Annotated in this window: 13 protein-coding genes; 9 read left to right on the top strand and 4 right to left on the bottom strand. The window is 65.7% G+C overall.

All coding sequences use genetic code 11. The features are described from left to right. Positions 1–69: 69 nt before the first annotated feature. On the top strand, positions 70–1,197 hold the full coding sequence (locus tag WBF69_RS09580) for an aminotransferase class V-fold PLP-dependent enzyme (RefSeq protein WP_424263560.1): 1,128 nt from the start codon (positions 70–72) through the stop codon (positions 1,195–1,197). 9 nt (positions 1,198–1,206) lie between these two features. On the opposite strand, the gene WBF69_RS09575 is transcribed toward WBF69_RS09580, so the two are convergent. Together WBF69_RS09575 and WBF69_RS09570 are read right to left on the bottom strand one after the other, a co-directional pair. Then, positions 1,207–1,968 (bottom strand): ABC transporter permease, encoded by a 762-nt coding sequence (locus tag WBF69_RS09575; RefSeq protein WP_424263558.1) that lies wholly within the window; start codon positions 1,966–1,968, stop codon positions 1,207–1,209. After that, positions 1,965–2,936: an ABC transporter ATP-binding protein gene (locus WBF69_RS09570; protein ID WP_424263556.1), complete on the bottom strand. Its 972-nt coding sequence runs from the start codon at positions 2,934–2,936 to the stop codon at positions 1,965–1,967. The genes WBF69_RS09575 and WBF69_RS09570 overlap by 4 nt, the downstream gene beginning before the upstream one ends. Before the next feature lie 51 nt (positions 2,937–2,987). On the opposite strand from WBF69_RS09570, the gene WBF69_RS09565 reads away from it, so the two are divergent. The 3 genes from WBF69_RS09565 to WBF69_RS09555 are packed head-to-tail and all read left to right on the top strand — an operon-like array spanning position 2,988 to position 5,658. Beyond that, positions 2,988–4,373 (top strand): ATP-binding protein, encoded by a 1,386-nt coding sequence (locus WBF69_RS09565; protein ID WP_424263554.1) that lies wholly within the window; start codon positions 2,988–2,990, stop codon positions 4,371–4,373. After that, positions 4,370–5,056, top strand: a complete 687-nt coding sequence (locus tag WBF69_RS09560; RefSeq protein WP_424263552.1) for a response regulator — start codon at positions 4,370–4,372, stop codon at positions 5,054–5,056. The genes WBF69_RS09565 and WBF69_RS09560 overlap by 4 nt, the downstream gene beginning before the upstream one ends. Positions 5,057–5,094: 38 nt before the next feature. After that, positions 5,095–5,658, top strand: coding sequence for a C40 family peptidase (locus tag WBF69_RS09555; protein ID WP_424263550.1), 564 nt, complete (start codon positions 5,095–5,097; stop codon positions 5,656–5,658). An 88-nt stretch (positions 5,659–5,746) separates the two neighbouring features. On the opposite strand, the gene WBF69_RS09550 is transcribed toward WBF69_RS09555, so the two are convergent. Then, positions 5,747–6,229 carry a Spy/CpxP family protein refolding chaperone gene (locus WBF69_RS09550; RefSeq protein WP_424263548.1) on the bottom strand — a complete coding sequence of 161 codons (483 nt, stop codon included), beginning with the start codon at positions 6,227–6,229 and terminating at the stop codon, positions 5,747–5,749. A 162-nt stretch (positions 6,230–6,391) separates the two neighbouring features. Further along, positions 6,392–7,177, bottom strand: a complete 786-nt coding sequence (locus WBF69_RS09545) for a YggS family pyridoxal phosphate-dependent enzyme (protein ID WP_424263546.1) — start codon at positions 7,175–7,177, stop codon at positions 6,392–6,394. Positions 7,178–7,306: 129 nt separating this feature from the next. Between WBF69_RS09545 and recC the strand changes: the two genes are divergently transcribed. The 5 genes from recC (at position 7,307) to WBF69_RS09520 (ending at position 19,741) form a co-directional block, all read left to right on the top strand. Continuing rightward, positions 7,307–10,873 (top strand): exodeoxyribonuclease V subunit gamma, encoded by a 3,567-nt coding sequence (gene recC / locus WBF69_RS09540; protein ID WP_424263544.1) that lies wholly within the window; start codon positions 7,307–7,309, stop codon positions 10,871–10,873. Next, the gene (gene recB / locus WBF69_RS09535) at positions 10,870–14,562 is read left to right on the top strand and encodes an exodeoxyribonuclease V subunit beta (protein ID WP_424263542.1); all 3,693 of its coding nucleotides are present in this window, start codon (positions 10,870–10,872) and stop codon (positions 14,560–14,562) included. Before recC ends, recB begins: the two co-directional genes overlap by 4 nt. After that, positions 14,555–16,534: an exodeoxyribonuclease V subunit alpha gene (gene recD, locus WBF69_RS09530; RefSeq protein ID WP_424263540.1), complete on the top strand. Its 1,980-nt coding sequence runs from the start codon at positions 14,555–14,557 to the stop codon at positions 16,532–16,534. The genes recB and recD overlap by 8 nt, the downstream gene beginning before the upstream one ends. A 70-nt stretch (positions 16,535–16,604) precedes the next feature. Then, complete coding sequence (locus WBF69_RS09525; protein ID WP_424263538.1) at positions 16,605–18,251, top strand: acyl-CoA synthetase; 1,647 nt, start codon at positions 16,605–16,607, stop codon at positions 18,249–18,251. Continuing rightward, positions 18,248–19,741, top strand: a complete 1,494-nt coding sequence (locus WBF69_RS09520; protein WP_424263536.1) for an NAD(P)H-hydrate dehydratase — start codon at positions 18,248–18,250, stop codon at positions 19,739–19,741. Before WBF69_RS09525 ends, WBF69_RS09520 begins: the two co-directional genes overlap by 4 nt. The last annotated feature ends 1 nt before the right edge of the window (position 19,742 follow it).

Here is a 19,742-nt window from a genome sequence, read left to right as displayed (position 1 = left end):
AAGGCGATATGTGGCGCATGACATTATATGGAAGTCTACAATCGTCAGGTTCTTTTACGGGAGAAAGTCATGCCAGGATTATTGCCTCAGGTCGACCCGGATGGTCTGCTGGAATATTCCGTGGTCTACACCGATCGCGCTGTGAATCATATGTCTCAGTCCTTTCAAGGCGTCATGCGGGATATTTCACGGACCTTGAAAACGGTGTACGGCGCTCATTCCGCCATCGTGATTCCCGGCAGCGGCACCTTTGGCATGGAAGCCGTCGCCCGCCAGTTTGGCACGGGCAAGCGCTGTCTGGTCATCCGCAACGGTTGGTTCAGCTATCGCTGGACGCAGATTTTCGAGACCGGCAGCATTCCGTCGGCCTCGCAGGTGCTCAAAGCCCGCCCGATTGAATCCGGCGATCAGGCGTATTTTGCGCCGCCGCCGGTCGATGAGGTCGTCGCCGCGATTCGGGAATTCAAGCCCGACGTCGTCTTCGCCGCCCATGTGGAAACGGCGTCGGGCATCATGCTGCCGGACGCCTATATCCGTCAGGTAGCCGATGCCGTGCACGCCGAAGGTGGGCTGTTCGTGCTGGATTGCATCGCCTCGGGCACCATCTGGGTCGATATGCGGGATGTACACGTGGATATCTTGATTTCGGCCCCGCAAAAGGGCTGGACGTCGTCGGCCTGCTGCGGTCTGGTGATGCTGGGCGAAACCGCCCGCGAACGTATCGACTCTACGCAAAGCACCAGCTTCGCCTGCGATTTGCGCAAATGGCTGGGCATCATGGAAGCCTACGAGCAGGGTGGTCATGCCTATTACACGACCTTGCCGACGGATTCCCTGATCGTGCTGCGCGATGTGATGGCCGAGACCGAATCCTACGGTTACGACAAGGTCAAGGCCGAACAGCAGCAGTTGGGCGTTGCCGTGCGGGCGCTGCTGCGCGAACGCGGTTTCAAAAGCGTGGCGGCGCCGGGTTTCGAGGCGCCGGGCGTGGTGGTCAGCTACACCACTGACGACGGCATTCAGTCCACGCGCAAATTCGCGCAGGCGGGTCTGCAAGCCGCCGCCGGCGTGCCGCTGGCGTGCGACGAGCCGGCGGGCTTCAAGACCTTCCGCATCGGTCTGTTCGGCCTGGACAAACTGCACCACATCGAACGCACCGTGAACACCCTGGCCCAGGCGCTGGACCGCATGCGGTAGGCGTCGGCCTTATGGCCGCAGGCGGTAGCCGGTGCGAAAGATCCAGGCTACCGCCGCCAGGCAGATGCACAGAAACACCAGGGTCATGCCCAGGCTCAGCCAGATATTGACGTCGGCCAGGCCAAAGAAGCTCCAGCGAAAGCCGCTGACCAGGTAAACCACGGGGTTCAGCAGCGTGACCTGTTGCCAGAACGGCGGCAGCATGTCGATGGAATAGAAGCTGCCGCCCAGGAAGGTCAGGGGTGTGACGATCAGCAGCGGCACGAATTGCAGCTTTTCGAAATTGTCCGCCCAGATGCCGATGATGAATCCCAGCAGGCTGAAGGTGAAGGCCGTCAGGATCATGAAGGCTGCCATCGCCAGCGGATGATCGATGCGCAAGGGCACGAACAGTGTCGCGGTGGCCAGGATGATGACGCCCAGGATGATGGATTTCGTGGCGGCGGCGCCGACATAGCCCAACAGGATTTCCAGGTAGGACAGCGGGGCCGACAGGATCTCGTAGATGGTGCCGGTGAATTTCGGAAAATAAATCCCGAAGGCCGCGTTCGAGATGCTGTGCGTCAGCAGCGACAGCATGATCAGCCCCGGTACGATGAAGGCCCCGTAGCTGACGTCGCCCACTTGCTGGATGCGCGACCCGATGGCCGTGCCGAACACCACGAAATACAGTGACGTCGAAATCACCGGCGCGATGATGCTTTGCAGCAGAGTGCGCCAAGTGCGGGCCATCTCGAAGCGATAGATGGCGTAGATGGCGGGCCAGTTCATGCCGGGCTCCTGATGAGGTCGACGAAAATATCTTCCAGGGACCGTTGTTCCGTGTCCACGTCCACCAGCGCCAGCCCTTGGGCCTGCAGCGCCGCCATCAGTTCGGGCACGGCTGCGCCGGCCTGCGGGGATTCATAGCGGTAGCGCAGGGTGCGTCCGTCGTCGCTCAGTTCCAGCGGCCAGATGGTTAAAGCGTCGGGCAGGCGGGCCAGGGGGGCCTGCAGGTGCAGTGTCAGGTATTTCTGCCCCAGCTGACGCATCAGGCCGGCTTTTTGTTCGACCAGCAGCAGTTGGCCATGATTGATGATGCCGACCCGGTCGGCCATTTCTTCGGCTTCCTCGATGTAGTGGGTGGTCAGGATGATGGTGACGCCGGTGGCGCGCAGCGAGCGCACCAGGTTCCACATGTCCTTGCGCAGCGCCACATCCACCCCCGCCGTGGGTTCGTCCAGGAACAAAATGGCGGGGTCGTGGGACAGGGCCTTGGCGATCATGACGCGCCTTTTCATGCCCCCGGACAGGGTGATCAGCTTGCTGTCGCGCTTGTCCCACAAGGACAAGGCGCGCAGGGTGCGTTCCAGGCCGTCGGGGTCGGGCGCCTTGCCGAACAGGCCGCGTGTGAAGCAGACGGTGTCCCAGACGGTTTCGAAGGCGTCGGTGGTCAGTTCCTGAGGCACCAGCCCGATGGCGGAACGTGCCGCCCGATAGTCGCGTACGATATCGTGACCAGCTACGTGAACCGTGCCGGTGCTGGGGTTGACCAGGCCGCAGACGATGCTGATCAGGGTGGTCTTGCCCGCGCCGTTGGGGCCTAGCAAGGCGAAAATTTCGCCGGCCTGGATGTCCAGATCGATCTGGCGCAGCGCCTGGTGGCCGGAGGCATAGGTCTTGCTCAGTTGCCGGATGGTGATGATCGGATCGGTCGAAGCCCGCGCAGCGGCTCTGGATGAGGCTGAAGTGTCTGGCATGGTGCGAGAAAATATGGCTAAGCGCTTAGCGTAACCCGGATGGAGAAATTCGTGCGATCCAGCATCACCTTCAAGTTGTTTCTGGCGATTCTGGCGACCTGCATCGTGGTGGCGCTGGCCATGGGCGTCGCGGTGCGATTCAGCTTCGACAGCGGCTTTGACGATTACGTCCAAGAGCGCGAACAGCAGCGCCTGGATACGCTGGCGCAGTTGCTGGCCACCGACTACGCCGATGCCGGCGGGTGGCGGTTCTTGTCCGACCGGCGCGATTATTGGTGGCGCACGCTGCGCCTGTCGCGGCGCGACCTGCCCGACCGCCAAGGACACAGCGGGCCGCCGCTGCGGGTCACGCTGGTGGATGGGCAGGGCGACTGGCTGGCCGGCCCTCGCGTCAGGGATACGGCCGACGTGCGCCGGGTGGCGGTCGTGGCCGAGGGCCGGACCGTGGGATGGCTGCTGGCGCCGCCCGTGATGCCGCGCCTGGTCAGCGACGACATCGATCAGCAATTCCAGGCCCGGCAATTGCGGGCGACCTGGATCATCGTCGGCCTGTCGGTGTTGCTGGCTGCGGTGGTCAGCCTGTTGCTGGCGCGGATCCTGCTGGTGCCCGTGCAGCGCCTGGCGCAGGCCACGCATCGGCTGGCCGGCGGAGACTACCAGGCGCGGGTGCGCGTGGGTGCGCCCGACGAACTGGGCCGCCTGGCCCGGGACTTCAATCGCCTGGCGCACAATCTGGCGCGGCACGAGCAATGGCGGCGCGAATTGATGGCCGATGTCTCGCATGAATTGCGCACGCCATTGGCAGTGCTGCGCGGCGAAATCGAGGCCTTGCAAGATGGGCTGCGCCCCCTCGATCAGGCGTCGTTGGCGTCGTTGGCGCACGAGATCCAGCAGCTCAGCGATTTGATCGACGATCTGTACGAATTGTCCTTGGCGGATGCGGGCGCGCTGAACTACCAGATGGCGGTCGTGGATCTGGGGGATGTGGTCACGCAGGCGGTCGACGCGGTGCGGGATCGTTTCGAGCGCCACAGTCTGGCATTGGACGTGCAGGTGGCCTCGGATCTGATGCTGCAAGGAGACTCGCGGCGCTTGTCGCAATTGATCGGCAATCTGCTGGAAAACAGTTTGCGCTATACGGATAGCCCCGGCCAGGTCCGGGTGCGGGCCTGCCACCAGGGTGGCGACCTGCTGCTGGAAATCGCCGATACGCCGCCCGGCGTTGCGCCCGAGCATCTGTCGCGCTTGTTCGAACGCCTGTATCGGGCCGAGGCGTCGCGCAGCCGCCAGTATGGCGGCGCAGGACTGGGCCTGGCGATCTGCCGTACCATCGTCGAGGCGCATGGCGGCCAGATCAGCGCGTCCGCCGCCGACCTGGGCGGCCTGGCCATCCAGGCGCGCTGGCCCGTGATGGACAGCACGGAGAAAACCGCATGAATATTTTGATTGTCGAGGACGAGCCCAAGCTGGCCGAAGTCCTGCGGACGTATCTGGAGGCCGCCGGTTACGCGGTGCGCTGGGTGGACAACGGCCTGCAGGTCATGGATGTCGTGCGCGACTGGGCGCCCAACTTGGTGCTGCTGGACCTGATGCTGCCGGGCCGCGACGGCCTGGATATTTGCCGCGAAATTCGCGCGCAGACCTCGATTCCTGTCATCATGGTGACAGCCCGGACAGAAGAAATTGACCGGCTGCTGGGCCTGGAGTTGGGGGCGGACGACTATATCTGCAAACCCTACAGCCCGCGGGAAGTGGTGGCACGGGTGCGGGCCGTGCTGCGGCGCTTCGATCCCCCGTTCACGGCGGCGCAGGCGGAAACCTCGGGGCTGGTGATCAAGGCCGATGCCTGGCAAGCCCGCCTGGATGGGGTGACCCTGGATCTGACACCGGTCGAATTTCGCCTGTTGGCGCTGCTGGCGAGTCAGCCTGGGCGGATTTTCAGCCGGGATCAGGTCCTGGACGGTTTGTATGACGATCATCGGGTCGTGACCGACCGCACGGTGGATAGCCACGTCAAGAACCTGCGCCGCAAGCTGGCCGACGTGCGCCCCGACGAAGATATGATTCGCTCGGTCTACGGGGTGGGATACCGGCTGGATTTGTCCGCCGAGCCCTCATGATTCTGGCCCGATGCGCTGTCATGGGCCATACTGCGGGCATGAATCCTTTCTTCTTCCTGCGATGGCCTGTCTGTGCGCCTCGTCTGCCAGGGCTTGCCGTCGCGCGGCGCGTGCTGGCGTGGCGCCTGTGGCTGGCGGCAGGGGCAGTCGCCGTGCTGGCGGGATGCGCCGGTCCTTCGGCGCGGCAGGATACTGCTCGGGCGGCGATTCAGATCGATGCCGCGCAGCGCACCGAAGTCGTGATGACGGCGCTCAGCCTGCTGGATACCCGCTATCGTTATGGCAGCGCCCGACCCGCGCAGGGATTTGATTGCAGCGGTCTGGTGAAATACGTGTTTGCTGCCGCCACGCATACGGCGCTGCCGCACAGCACCGATCAGATCGCGCAGCTTAGCCGCGCCGTGCCGCGCGAGGATCTGCAGCCGGGCGATCTGGTGTTTTTCAATACCTTGGGGCAGCCCAATTCGCACATGGGCATTTATCTGGGGGATGGCCGTTTCATCAACGCGCCGTCCACAGGCGGCCAGGTGCGGGTCGATTCCCTGGACAATCCCTATTACCGCAAGCATTTTCAGTCGGTGGGGACCTTGTTCAAGGGCTGAATCCCGCTCCGCCGCGTTGGCCTGGCCATGCGGCAAGGCCCCCTTGCGGGGGCCTTTGAAGTGAAGGTGAAGCGCGGCAGATGGGGGATCAGGATTGCGTTGCCTGTGCGCTCTTGTCCTTGCGCTGATGGCGTTCTGCCAGTTTCTGCCGCTGCTCGGGCGTCAGGACGGCGCGGACCTGTGCCATGGACTGCGCCCGCAACAGCGCCAGCTGGCCTTGGGCCTGGCCCAGCGCGTCGGCGGCCTGCTTGGCTTTGGCCTGATCAAAGGTATCCGTCTGGCTTAGATCGCGCAGGGTGCTGGCGGCGGCTTTCACGGCTTTTTTCTGATCGTAGACCGCTTGTTCCTGGTCATGGCGGATCTTGAAGATCTGATCCTGTTGCGCCTGGCTGAGGTCCAGGCCGCGCAGCCAGCGGTCGCCGTGCTGCCGGGCTTTCTGGCTATCGGCTTTGTGGTGGTAGCGCGCGCCTTCGGCGTGCGGGCCGGAGGCCGCCGTCGCGGCCAGCGGGGCGGCGATGATGGCGGCTGCCAGAGCCAGGGCGGAAAACGTGCGCGTTGCTTGGATGGTCATAATCGGTGTCCTTCTGTGTGACCGTACCCCAATGGTGCGGCGATGGAGACAGATTACGGGCCGACTGCGGCGCAACCGTGGATGAAATGTGGAAAAAATATGGAACCGTGCCGGACATGCATGCTGCGCCGCCGCCTGTGGCGCATTGCGCAGCGCGGCAGTTCAGGGTGTGGTCCTGCCTTCCGGCCAGTAATAGCTGTCGGGCAGGGCGCGCGACCCGAAGATCGCCTGGCCCACGCGCACCGTGGTGGCGCCTTCTTCGATGGCCCATTCGAAATCGCCCGACATGCCCATCGACAATTCGGCGAAGGCATCGCCCTGGGGGGCATCCTGACGCAGCTGCTCGCGCAGATCGCGCAGCAACACAAAGCAGGGCCGCACGTGGTTTTCGTCGGATGAAAATAGCGCCAGCGTCATCAGGCCGCGCACGCGCAGGCTGCCGTAGGCGGGCAGGGCGCGGGCAAATTCCAGCACCTGATCGGGCGGCAGGCCGAATTTGCTGTCTTCGTTCGATGTGTTCACCTGCACGAACACATCCAGGCTGCGGCCTTCTTCCTGCAGCCGGCGGTCCAGCGCCTCGGCCACGCGCAGATTGTCCAGGGCCTGGAATTCTTGTGCAAAGCGGGCGACGAATTTGGCCTTGTTGGTTTGCAGGTGGCCGATCACGGCCCAGTGCAGATCCGTCAGGTCGGTCATGGTTTCCCATTTGCCGTAGGCTTCCTGCACTTTGTTTTCGCCCAGCAAGCGGCAACCCGCCGCATACGCCATGCGGATGCGGGATTCGTCCACGGTCTTGCTGACGGGCAGCAGGCGCACACTGGCGGGGTCGCGACCGGCGCGGGCGCAGGCGGCCTCGATCCGGTGCCGGATGTCGGCCAGATTGGCCTGAATTTCTTCCTGGGATGACGCCGTCTGATAGGCGGGACGGGTCGGGGAAACAGCGCTCATGGACAGCCTCGGATCATGCGGTGTGACATCCGTTAAGGATACCCTCAATTGCTGACCGGCATCCTGGCGACCGGCTGGATTTGCAGCACGGATCCCGTATCATGCTGCTGTTGAGGACGGGAGGTGCGAATGCGGGAGCCAGCGACGGAACTGATGCCAGGCCTGGTGCTGGTTCATGGCAACCGGGCTGAGCAACTGCGCGACGTCCTGGTGGCCTGGATGCAGCATAGTCCGCTGGCTCCACTGGAAAACGAATGCCTGCTGGTGCACAGCAACGGCATTGCCCAATGGCTGCGTCTGGCGCTGGCCCAGGACGAACATGGCGGGATCGCCGCCGCCCTGGATTTTCTGCTGCCTTCGCGGTTCATGTGGCAGGCCTATCGCAGCGTACTGGGGGCGGGGGCCGTACCCGAAAATTCCCCTCTGGATAAAGACGCCCTGGTCTGGCGCCTGATGCGCCTGCTGCCGACGGTGCTGGATCGGCCTGAATACGCCGTGCTGCAGCGATTCCTGGCGGATGACGCCGATGTGCGCAAGCGCTACCAACTGGCCTTGCGGCTGGCGGACCTCTATGACCAGTACCAGGTCTACCGGGCCGATTGGCTGCAGGCCTGGGCCGAAGGCCGCGCCGTGCTGCCCGGAGATCGCGGTCAAACGCAGGAATTGCCGGCGACGCAGGCCTGGCAGGCCCATTTGTGGCGCGCCTTGCTCGACGACCTGGGTCAGTCCGACGGACAGGCGGGCGGCCTGGTGGGTCGCGCCGCGATCCACGAAGCCTTCATGGACAAAGTGCTCAAGACCGACGCGGCGGACCGTCCTGCCGGCTTGCCCCGCCGTATTCTGGTGTTCGGGATTTCCGCCATGCCGCGTCAGACCTTCGAGGCGCTGGCGGGCTTGTCGCGCTGGGTGCAGATTCTGGTCTGCGTCCATAACCCTTGCGCCCACTACTGGGCGGATATCCTGGGGGATCGGGATCTGCTGCGGGCGCGGTTTCGCCGTCAGGCCCGCAGGCCGGGCATGCCCGACGTCCTGGATGACACCGCTCTGCATCAACAGACGCATCCTTTGCTGGCGTCCTGGGGGCGTCAGGGGCGCGACTATATCGGCATGCTGGACGATTTCGACGATCCGGCCCAGCGGGCCCGCTGGGATCCGCTGTTTGCGGTGCTGCACCGGCGCATCGATGCATTCGAAGCACTGCCGGGCGGCAGCCTGCTGGCGCAGCTGCAGGACGACATCCGCGATCTGCGGCCCTTGTCCGAAACCCAGGCGCGCTGGCCGCTGGTCGACCCGCAGCGCGACGAATCCATCCGTTTTCAGGTGGCCCACAGCGCCCTGCGCGAAGTCGAAATCCTGCAGGACCAACTGCTGGCGGCCTTTCAGGCGGATCCATCCCTGCAGCCGCGCGACGTCATCGTCATGGTGCCCGACATCGAAGCGTACGCGCCGCATATCCAGGCCGTGTTCGGCCTGTACGGCCCGCGCGACTGGCGTCATATCCCGTACGCCCTGGCGGATCGCAGTTCGCGCCGCGCTGATCCGCTGGTGATCGTGCTGGAACAGCTGCTGTCGTTGCCGCGCCTGCGTCTGGGCATCAACGAGGTCCTGGAATGGCTGGAAGTGCCCGCCTTGCGGCAGCGCTTCGGGATCGACGCCGAGGATCTTCCTTTGCTGCAGATCTGGGCTCGCGAGTCCCAGATCCGCTGGGGACTGCATGCGGATCACCGGGCGACCTTCGAACTGGGCCAGGGTCCGCAGGCAGCGCACCGGCATACCTGGGGGTTCGGTCTGCAGCGCATGCTGCTGGGCTATGCCGCAGGCGCCGATGCCCCCGCCTGGCAAGGCATCGAACCCTATGACGAGCCCGCCGGGCTGCAGGCCGCCGCGCTGGGTGGCCTGGCCCATTTCCTGGATACGCTGGATCATTACTGGCAGCGTTTGAGCGAACCCGCCAGCCCGGCGGAATGGGCCAGTTGCCTGCAGGCCCTGCTGGATGATTGCTTCGCGCCCGATCAGGATTCGGATGCGCTGGTGCTGAATCGTTTTCGCGAAGGTCTGCAGGATTGGCTGCAGCAGTGTCAGGCTGCGGATCTGCAGGAAGCCTTGCCCTCGGCCATTGCGGCTGAGCACTGTCTGGGGTGGCTGGACCAGGGCGGCTTGTCGCAGCGATTCTTTGCCGGCGCAGTGACCTTCGCGACGCTGATGCCGATGCGGGCCATCCCGTTTCGGCGCGTCTGCCTGCTGGGGATGCAGGATGGTGCCTTTCCCCGGATCCGGCCGCCATCCGATATGGATCTGATGGCGACGCATCCCCGGTCGGGGGATCGATCGCGCCGGGAAGACGACCGCTATCTGTTCCTGGAAGCCCTGTTGTCGGCGCGCGAACAGCTCAGCATTTCCTGGGTCGGACACAGTATTCAGGATAATGCCGAGCAGCCGCCGTCGGTGCTGGTCGCCCAGCTGCGCGAACACCTGGATCGGGGGTGGCGCGGGGCGGATGCACAGTCTTCGCTGGCCGAGGCGCTGACCTGTCATCACCCGCTGCAGCCGTTTAGCCGCCGTTATTTTCCCCTGCAGCCGGCGCGGGGGCCGCAAGGCCTGTTCACTTATGCCGTCGAATGGCGCACGGCGCAACAGGACGCGGTTGGGCGGACGCAGGCGGCAGCGGATGCCCAGGCCGATCTGCCGCCCCTGCCGCCGTCTGACGCACCGCTGAATCTGGGCCGGCTCAGCGCCTTTCTGGCGCATCCCATTCGGCATTTTTTCCAGCAACGGCTGCAAGTCAGCTTCCAGGATGCTCGCACGGCGCTCGACGAAGACGAGCCCTATGTGCTCGATCAGCTCGAACGCTGGCATGTGTGTCAGGAATTGATGGACGCGGCAGCAGCGGCGCAACAGGGCGTCTCGGCCCAGGATGCCCGACAGGATTTACTGGCGCCCAGGATCGAAGAGGCCGTGGAACAGGGCCTGCAGCGTCTGCAGCGCCGTGGCGATCTGGTGGACGGGGCCCTGGGTCGCGTGGCCGTCGATGTCTTGCGCCGCACCCTGGACCAGCCGTTGACGGCCTACGCGCAGGCCTGCGAAGACTGGCCCATCCAGACGGCGGAATCCTTGCGCCTGCAGACGGCGCCGGAGGGCGGCATGTCTTTCGAAGACACACTCGGCGGCTGGCGGTGCAATGCGCAGGGCGACTGGTGTCGCGTGCTGCTGCAGGCCAGCCAGTTGGTCAACGATAAGAACCGCTATCGTTTCAAGGCCCTGCTGCGGGCCTGGGTGGAACACGTGGCGGCGCATGCCTTGGGCGGTCGCGCGCTGACGACGCGGCTGATCAGCCCCAAGGGACAGCTCAGTTTCGCGCCCCTGCCGATGGACGTGGCGCAAGCCGTCTGGCGCGATTGGCTGCGATATGAACACCTCGGCCTGCAGACAGGATTGCCGGTCGAAATCCACGCCGCCGGCGCCTGGCTGCGTTCGGGGGCTGATCCGCATGACGACAGCGCCGCCTGGCAGGTGGCCCAAGAAGCCTATGCCCAGGCCGTCGAGCGCGATCTCTACCTGCGCCGCAGTCATCCCGATTTCGATTCCCTGACCCGCGACCGGCAGTTCTTTACCCTGGCCCAGGCGCTGTATGGCGCACTGTCCGACAGTCTGCCCTCGGATACCCGTCAGCGGGCGCCCAGGAAAAATTCGACATGACAGCCGGTTCTTCTCTGATTCCACGCGCATTGCCCCAGGTAGATCCCTTGCGGTTTGCGCTGCAGGGCAGCCATCTGATCGAGGCCAGTGCCGGCACCGGCAAGACCTGGACGATTGCCGCGCTGTACACGCGCCTGGTGTTGGGCCACGGAGGCCAGCCAGCCTGCCTGCCCGGCCAGATCCTGGTGCTGACTTTCACAGACGCCGCCGCTCAGGAATTGCGTGACCGTATCCGCCGTCGCTTATCCGAGGCGGCAGCCGGTTTTGCCGTCAGCGCACAGGCGGCCCCGGTGCAGGATGATCCCTTCCTGGATGCTTTGCGGGCCGATTATCCGCAGGATCTGTGGCCCGCCTGCGCCCGCACCCTGGATCTCGCAGCGCAGTCCATGGACGAGGCCGCGATTTCCACCATTCACGCCTGGTGCGCCCGTGTGCTGAAAGAACACGCTTTCGATAGCGCCAGCCAGTTCGAGCAGGAATTGTTGACCGACCTGAGCGAAGCCAAGCGCCAGGTGGCCTGGGATTACTGGCGGGCCTGCGTGGCCGCGCTGGACGACAAGGCGTTGAGCGAGCTGTTGACGATCTGGGCCACTCCGGATGCGCTGCATCAGGCCCTGTCCCACGTGCTGACGCAAGAAGGTCTGCCGGTCCCCTCAGGCGATACGCTGGCGCAGGTCTGCGAGCAGGCGCTGGCGGATCGTCTGGCTGCGTTGCAGGCCTTGAAAGCGCCGTGGGCCGATCTGGCGGACGCCTTGCAGGATTGGCTGGCATCCCAGGGCAAGCAGATCAAGATCCGGTCCAATGATGCGAACAATTGGCTGCAGACCTTGCGGGACTGGGTCGCGCAGCCGGAGCAGATCGAACCGGCGCTGAGCAAGACGGCCTGGACGGCACTCTTGCCCGAGGGGCTGCAGGCGCGCTGGCAGGGAGACGGCCCGGCGCCGGAGCCGCCGGCAGCCAGTGTGGCCTTGGAACAATTGCAGCGGGATCTGCAGGGTTTGCCGGGTGTCCAGCTGCCGGCGCGCCGGCATGCGCTGGCCTGGATGGCGGATCGCTTGCAACAGACCCTGAGCCGCCGTGCCGCGATGGGCTTCGACGGCTTGTTGACTGGCCTGGACGCCGCCTTGCGGGGCGCGCGCGGCGAGCCGCTGGCGCAGACCTTGCGGCAGCAGTTTCCCGTGGTGCTGATCGACGAATTCCAGGATACGGACCCCGTCCAGTACCGGATCTTTGATCGCATCTACCGTGTCGCGGCGCCGCAGCCCCAGACGACGCTGATCTTCATCGGCGATCCCAAGCAGGCCATCTATGGTTTCCGGGGCGCTGACGTGCAGACCTATCTGCAGGCGGTGCAGGCCTGCGGCGACAGGGTGCAGACCCTGGATTGCAATTACCGCTCTGCGCGCGAACTGGTGCAGGCCGTCAATCACTGCTTTGACCGGCAAGGCGGCGAACCCGTGTTTCCCACCGGACAGAAAGGCGAAAGCATCGCCTTTCATCCGGTGCGGGCACAGGGCCGGGATGAGCGCTGGACGATAGCCGGCCAGGTGCCGCCCGCCCTGCAAGCCTGCTGGATCGAGGCCGATGACGAGGGGCCCGTGGGCGTCGGCGCCTATTGCGCCCAGGCGGCGCAGGCCTGCGCCCGGCAGGTCGCCGCCTGGCTGCGGCTGGGGCGGCAGGGGCGGGCGGGATTCCGCTCGGCTCAGGGACTCAGAGCGGTTCAGCCTTCGGATATGGCCGTTCTGGTCAACAGCCGGGACGAGGCCGGCTTGATCCGGGATGCCCTGGAAGCGCTAGGCGTGCGCAGCGTCTATCTGTCCGACCGGCGTTCCGTCTACGAATCCGGGACCGCCCTGGAATTGGGTTTCATCCTGAAGGCCTGCGCGCATCCGGATGATGAGCAGGCCATTCGCGCCGCGCTGGCCACGCCTTTGCTGGGGCTGGATATTGCCCGCCTGGCGGCGCTGGCCGAGGACGAATGGGTGTGGGACGAGCAGGTGGAACGCTTCCAGGTCTATCACCGGCGCTGGCAGCAGCGCGGCGTGCTGCCGATGTTGCGCCAATTGCTGCATGATTTCACCGTGCCCTCGCGCCTGCTGGCCCAGGGCGCGTCTGGAGAGCGTCAACTGACCGATTGCCTGCACTTGGCCGAATTGCTGCAACAGGCCAGCGTGCAACTGGATGGGGAAGAAGCGCTGCTGCACTATCTGGAACGGCAGCGCGAGTTTCTGGATGCCGACGCCGATGCCGAAGGCGCCCGCCGCTTGCGGCTGGAAAGCGACGAGGCGCTGGTGCGCGTGGTGACGGTCCATAAATCCAAAGGCCTGGAGTACCCCCTGGTATTTCTGCCTTTCGTCTGTCGCGGTCGTTCCGCCAAGCCCAAAGCCGGGCCGCACGTCCTGCACTGGGAAGGGCGGCGCCAGTGGTTGCTGCAGTTGGATGCCGAGCAGACGCAGCAGATGTTGCGCGAGCAATTGGGCGAGGAAACCCGCAAGCTGTACGTTGCCTTGACGCGCGCCCGGCACGCGGTCTGGTTGGCCTTGGGCGATACCGGTCGCGAGAGCGGCATGTCGCACGTGCTGGGGGGCGATGTGCAGCAAGCCTGGGCGCAGCGCTGTGACGATTATCCGGCGCAGTTCGCCTGGGAGGTGGCGCACGCGGATGAGCCGCCAGCGGCAGAGGGCATGACCGACGCGATATCCACCCTGTCTGATGAGATCGGTCCGGCTCGGCGTCTGTCGGGATTTGCCGTGGACGAGTCCTGGTGGGTCGCCAGCTATTCCGCCCTAGCCCTGGCGGATCGGCCTGCGCAGCACGCGGATCATTCGGAAAGAACATCGGATACGGCTCTGGAGGACGTGTTGCGGGAAGAGCAAGGCGCTCGTCTATCCGAGGCATTCGGGGCGCGCCTGCTGCAAAATGGGGTGGAGGATGACACGGCGGCGGCGCTCTTGCCGCCGGACGGACTGTCCGGATTCCCTCGGGGCAGCGAGGCGGGTACCTTTTTGCATAGCCTGCTGGAATGGGCTGCACAGCGGCGTTTTCGCCATCTGGAGGGGATGCGGGACATGATTGCGCGCCGCTGCGCGGTGCGCGGCTGGGAATCGCAGATCGACGACTTGCATGCCTGGCTGTCGCGTTTCGTGCAGATCGACTGGCGACCGCCGCTGTCCGGCGATCCCGTCATCCGCTTGGATGATTTGTCCGCCAGCCTGCCTGAAATGGAGTTCTGGCTGCCGGCGCAGCAGGTGTCGGTTGCCGAACTGGACCGCCGGATCACGGCGGGGGTATTCCAGGGAATCCCCCGGCCCGCCTTGGCGGCGCAGACTTTGAATGGACTCTTCAAGGGCTTCATCGACCTCAGCCTGCAGGTCGGCGAGCGCTATTACTTGATCGACTACAAGTCCAACGACCTGGGGCCGCGTTTGGGTGACTACGCATTGCCGGCCTTGCAGCAAGCGGCGTGCGCCGCCCGTTACGATGTGCAGATGCTGATGTACGTGCTGGCCTTGCACCGGCAGCTGCGCCTGCGATTGCCCGATTACGACTATCAACGCCACATGGGCGGCGCGGTCTATATGTTCCTGCGCGGTCAGGACGCGCCGGGGCAGGGGCTGCTGTCCCTGTGTCCGCCGCAAGGTCTGATCGAATCTTTGGATGATCTGCTGGCAGGAGCCGGACATGACTGATCGGACACGGACCTGGCCAGCCTGGCTGTCCTATGGGCAGGCGAACGCCGTTCAGGATCTGGATGTGGCCTTGGCCCGCCTGCTGCTGGAACAATGCCCGGATGCGCCGCAGTCGGCGGTCCGTCTGGCCATGCTGTGCTGCGCGCAACTGGCCCAGGGCCATCCCTGCCTGGACTTGCAAGTCATGCAGGATCGGCTGCCTCTGCCGCTGGACGAGTGTCTGGCGCAACTGTCCGATGCCCCGTTCGTCGGCGAGGGGCAGGGCGCCGAGCCGCTGGTGCTGCATGGCGCCCGCCTGTACCTGGCCCGCTATTGGCGGGCCGGTGAACGCATCCGCCAGGCGGTCTCCGAGCGCCTGGATGCAGCGACGGATGCGCTGGCAGATCCCTCGCTGGCGCGGCACTGGCTGGATCTCTTGTTTCCGCCCGAAGCCGGCGTCGTGCTGGATTGGCAGAAATTGGCCTGCGCCGTGATGCTCAGACGGCGATTTGGCCTGATCACCGGAGGGCCGGGTACCGGCAAGACCACGACGGTGGTCCGCCTGCTGACCTTGCTGCAAGGGCTGGCGCAAGCCAGGGGCCTGGCTCAGGGTCTGCGTATCCGCCTGGCTGCGCCGACGGGCAAGGCGGCGGCGCGCTTGAATGAATCCATTGCGGGCAAACTTCGAGAACTGGACGACGAGCGCGCGCCGGCGCTGCATGCCGCGCTGGCCTGCGTGCCGTCGCAGGTGGTGACGCTGCATCGCCTGCTGGGCAGCCGCCCAGGGTCGCGGCGCATGCATCATCATGCAGGACGCCCGCTGGACCTGGATGTCCTGGTGATCGATGAGGCCTCGATGATGGATATCGAGATGGCGGATGCCGTGCTGGCGGCCTTGCCTGTCACCGCGCAGCTGGTGCTGCTGGGGGACAAAGATCAGTTGGCGTCGGTCGAGGCCGGCGCCGTGCTGGGGGAACTCTGCGCCCGCGCCGAAGGCGGCCACTACACTCCCGCTACGTGTGAACGATTGGCGGATCTGTGCGGCCAGGATCTGCTGGCCGCTGCGGCCAACCCTGCCCAGGCCGATGTGGATCCCCATGCGCTGCGTTGGCCCGATCCGGCGGGCACCGCGCTGGATCAAACGGTCGTCATGCTGCGTCGCAGCCGGCGCTTCGGCATGGACAGCGGCATTGGTCGCTTTGCCGAAGCCGTCAACCGGGGACAGACCGCGCAGGTGCGCACCTTGTTGCGCGCCGGATTGCCCGATCTGACTTGCATCGCCCTGGCCGATGTTCCTCAGGATGGGCGGGCCGCCGGCCGGGATGGCTGGCTGCAGGACGCGGGGATTCTGGCTGACGCCGGCTATCCGGCGGTGTTCGCCCATGTGCGGACCCGGCGGCCCGCACCGGCGGCACCGCAGCCGGATTGGGATCAGTGGGCGCTGGATCTGCTGCGCATCCAGGCACGCTTTCAAGTGCTGTGCGCCGTGCGGCAGGGACCTTGGGGCGTTCAGGGGCTGAATCGTTTGATCGAGTCGCGCCTGCGGTCAGCGGGCCTGATCCAGACCGCGCCCGGACTCTGGTATCCAGGGCAGCCGGTGCTGGTGCGCCGCAATCTTCCTGTTCTGGGCTTGGCCAACGGCGATATGGGGGTGGTGTTGCCCGTACCGGGCTCCGGCAAGGCGGGCGATCGCCTGCGGGTGGCTTTCCCCGGCGCCAGCCAGGGAGAAGTCCGCTGGGTGTCTCCGGCCCGCCTGGGGGATGCCGAGACTGCCTATGCCCTGACCGTGCATAAATCCCAGGGTTCCGAATTCGAGCGGGTAGTGCTGGTGTTGCCGGATCGGCCTGGACCTTTGGTGACGCGGGAATTGCTGTATACCGGCGCCACCCGGGCGCGTCGATCGCTGACGCTGGTGCTGCCGCATGACGAGGCCATCATCCATCACGCCGTGCGCCACCCGACCCAGCGCGCCGGCGGCGTCTGGAATCCCTGACGATTTGCGCCAGCGCAGATGGATCATCCGCGTCGCGCCGCTAAAATGACGCTAGCTGAAGGAGACCGTCATGACTTCAATCTACGATCAGGATCTGCCACAAACCGCCGCCAATTTCTCGCCCCTGACGCCGCTGCTGTATCTCGAACGCGCCGCGGATATCTACCCGCAGCGCCTGGCGGTGGTGCATGGCCTGGGCGCATCGACCATCCGCCGTACCTGGGCCGATCTCTACAGCCGCTGCCGCCGCCTGGCCAGCGCGCTTCAGGGCAGGGGTATCGGTCGCGGGCAGACGGTGGCCGTCATGCTGCCCAATGTGCCGGCTATGGTCGAAGCCCATTTCGGGGTGCCTATGTGCGGGGCGGTGCTCAATACGCTGAATACCCGCCTGGATGCCCAGGCTCTGGCCTTCATGCTGGATCACGGAGAAGCCCGCGTCGTCATCGTGGATCGGGAGTTTTCCCGTGTCATGGCACAGGCGCTGGCGCTGCGCACGCGCGCTGACCCCATCCTGGTCATCGACGCCGATGATCCCCTGTACGACGGTCCAGGCGAGATCATCGGCTCGCTGGATTACGAGACACTGCTGGCCGGGGGCGATCCCGCATACGCCTGGCATATGCCCATCTCCGAATGGGATGCGATTTCCCTGAATTACACCAGCGGCACCACTGGCAACCCCAAAGGTGTGGTTTATCACCACCGGGGCGCCGCCATCAATGCGGTCTCGAATATCCTGGAATGGGACATGCCCAAGCATGCCGTCTATCTGTGGACGCTGCCCATGTTCCATTGCAATGGCTGGTGCTTCCCCTGGACCGTGGCTGCCCGCGCCGGGGTCAATATCTGCTTGCGGCGGGTGGAAGCCGCCGCCATGATCGATCGCATGGTGGAACATGGCGTCACGCATTATTGCGGCGCCCCCATCGTGCAGAGCATGCTGGTCAATGCCCCGCAGGCGCTGCGGGACCGGATTCCCGCCGGCATCAGCGCCATGGTGGCCGGCGCTGCGCCGCCCGCGTCGATGATCGAGGGCATGGAATCCCTGGGCATCGATCTGACCCACGTCTACGGCCTGACCGAAGTCTACGGGCCGGCGACTGTGTGCGCCAAACACGCGGATTGGGATGCGCTGGATATAGGCGAACGGGCGCGCCTGAATGCCCGCCAGGGGGTGCGCTACCACCTGGAAAAAGCCGCCAGTGTGCTGGATCCGGCCACGCTGCAACCGGTCCCTGCCGATGGACAGACCATGGGCGAGATCATGTTCCAGGGCAATATCTGCATGAAAGGCTATCTGAAGAATCCTCAGGCCACCCAGGAAGCCTTCGCGGGTGGCTGGTTTCGCAGCGGCGATCTGGCCGTCATGGATCCGGATGGCTACATCAAGATCAAGGACCGGTCCAAGGACATCATCATTTCCGGAGGGGAAAACATTTCCTCGATCGAAGTCGAGGACGTCCTGTACCGGCATCCCGCCGTACTGGCCGCTGCCGTCGTGGCGCGGCCCGACGAACGTTGGGGGGAAACGCCCTGCGCCTTCGTCGAGCTCAAGGCGGATGCGCAGGTCAGCGCCGAGGACATCGTGGCGCATTGCAAGGCCCACCTGGCGGGCTACAAGGTGCCTAGGCTGGTGATCTTCGGCGAATTGCCCAAGACATCCACCGGCAAGATCCAGAAGTTCGAACTGCGTCAGCGAGCCGTCGGCGCCGCATGAATACGCCCGCTGACTCTGCCGGCATCCTGCTCAGTCCCACCCAGATGACGGCGGCGGACCGGGCGGCTGCGGCTGCCGGGGTGCCGGGGACGCGTCTGATGGAGGCTGCCGGCGCCGCAGTAGCGCAGGCGATCCAGCGCCGTTGGCAGGCAAGACCGGTTCTCGTGCTGTGCGGTCCCGGCAATAACGGCGGCGACGGTTTCGTCGCCGCCCGGCTGCTGCAGGCGGCTGGCTGGCCGGTGCGCGTCGCGTTGATGGGGGACCGCGCTGCCTTGCGGGGGGATGCAGCCTGGGCGGCTCAGCGGTGGACCGGGCCGGTCGACGCTATCGATCCCGCTGTCGTGGCGCAGGCCGGGCTGATCGTCGATGCGCTCTTGGGGGCGGGGCTTAGCCGTGCGCCCGACGCCGCGCTGGATGCGGTGATCCAGGCCGTCAATGCCTCCGGCGCGCCGGTGTGCGCGATCGATGTTCCTACGGGCCTGGACGGCGCCACCGGCCAGTGCCCAGGCGCGGCCATTCGGGCCGACCTGACCGTCACTTTTTTCCGCCGCAAACCCGGCCATTTGCTGCTGCCGGGCCGCACGCTGTGCGGCGAGCTGCATTGCGCCGACATCGGCATCCCCGACGCAGTGCTGGGACCGATTGCCGCGCAGGTCTGGGCGAATGCCCCCGATCTGTGGCTGTCGCGCTTTCCCTGGCCGGGGGCGGGCGATCACAAATACCGGCGCGGCCATGTGCTGGTGATCGGCGGCGCCGTGATGCTGGGCGCCAGCCGCCTGGCTTGTCTGGCGGCTGCCCGTATCGGCGCCGGCCTGGTGACGCTGGCCGTGCCGCCGGCAGGCTGGGCGGTGCAGGCGGCGGCGCTGACGTCCGTGATGGTGGAACCCCTGCCTCAGGACGAGCGCCTGGATCAGGCCTTGGCCGACCCCCGGCGCAATGCGCTGCTGATCGGCCCCGGCCTGGGGCGCTCCGATGCGGCCAGGCGGCAGGTTCTGGCGCTGCTGGCGACCGGGCGGCCCTGCGTGCTGGATGCGGATGCGCTCAGTGTGTTTGCGGATCATCCTGCCGTGCTGCTCGACGCGCTGCATGCCCGGTGCGTTCTGACGCCACACGAAGGCGAATTCGCCCGCCTGTTTGCCGTGTCTGGTGACAAGCTCAGCCGCGCACGCGCCGCCGCGCAGCGCAGCGGCGCTATGCTGGTACTCAAGGGCGCCGACACCGTCATTGCCGCAGCAGATGGGCGGTGCGCGATCAATGACAATGCGCCGCCCACGCTGGCGACAGCGGGGGCGGGGGATGTGTTGGCCGGTTGCATTGCGGGCTTGCTGGCCGCCGGCATGCCGGCCTTCGAGGCGGCGTGCGCTGCCGTCTGGCTGCATGGCCTGGCCGCCGATCAATTGGGCTGGGGGCTGCTGGCGGAAGATCTGCCCGCTGCGTTGCCGTCCGCTCTGGCATCCCTGGCGCGGCTGGCCGACTATCGAACGGAATGAC

The organism is Castellaniella sp. (assembly GCF_049673105.1).
Lineage (GTDB): Bacteria > Pseudomonadota > Gammaproteobacteria > Burkholderiales > Burkholderiaceae_B > Castellaniella.
This window is presented reverse-complemented; position numbering and strand designations above follow the sequence as displayed.

Coding starts and splice junctions, on each gene's coding strand:
- WBF69_RS09580 (WP_424263560.1), top strand. CDS start 70: ATGCCAGGATTATTGCCTCAGGTCGACCCGGATGGTCTGCTGGAATAT.
- WBF69_RS09575 (WP_424263558.1), bottom strand. CDS start 1,968: ATGAACTGGCCCGCCATCTACGCCATCTATCGCTTCGAGATGGCCCGC.
- WBF69_RS09570 (WP_424263556.1), bottom strand. CDS start 2,936: ATGCCAGACACTTCAGCCTCATCCAGAGCCGCTGCGCGGGCTTCGACC.
- WBF69_RS09560 (WP_424263552.1), top strand. CDS start 4,370: ATGAATATTTTGATTGTCGAGGACGAGCCCAAGCTGGCCGAAGTCCTG.
- WBF69_RS09555 (WP_424263550.1), top strand. CDS start 5,095: ATGAATCCTTTCTTCTTCCTGCGATGGCCTGTCTGTGCGCCTCGTCTG.
- WBF69_RS09550 (WP_424263548.1), bottom strand. CDS start 6,229: ATGACCATCCAAGCAACGCGCACGTTTTCCGCCCTGGCTCTGGCAGCC.
- WBF69_RS09545 (WP_424263546.1), bottom strand. CDS start 7,177: ATGAGCGCTGTTTCCCCGACCCGTCCCGCCTATCAGACGGCGTCATCC.
- recC (WP_424263544.1), top strand. CDS start 7,307: ATGCGGGAGCCAGCGACGGAACTGATGCCAGGCCTGGTGCTGGTTCAT.
- recB (WP_424263542.1), top strand. CDS start 10,870: ATGACAGCCGGTTCTTCTCTGATTCCACGCGCATTGCCCCAGGTAGAT.
- recD (WP_424263540.1), top strand. CDS start 14,555: ATGACTGATCGGACACGGACCTGGCCAGCCTGGCTGTCCTATGGGCAG.
- WBF69_RS09525 (WP_424263538.1), top strand. CDS start 16,605: ATGACTTCAATCTACGATCAGGATCTGCCACAAACCGCCGCCAATTTC.
- WBF69_RS09520 (WP_424263536.1), top strand. CDS start 18,248: ATGAATACGCCCGCTGACTCTGCCGGCATCCTGCTCAGTCCCACCCAG.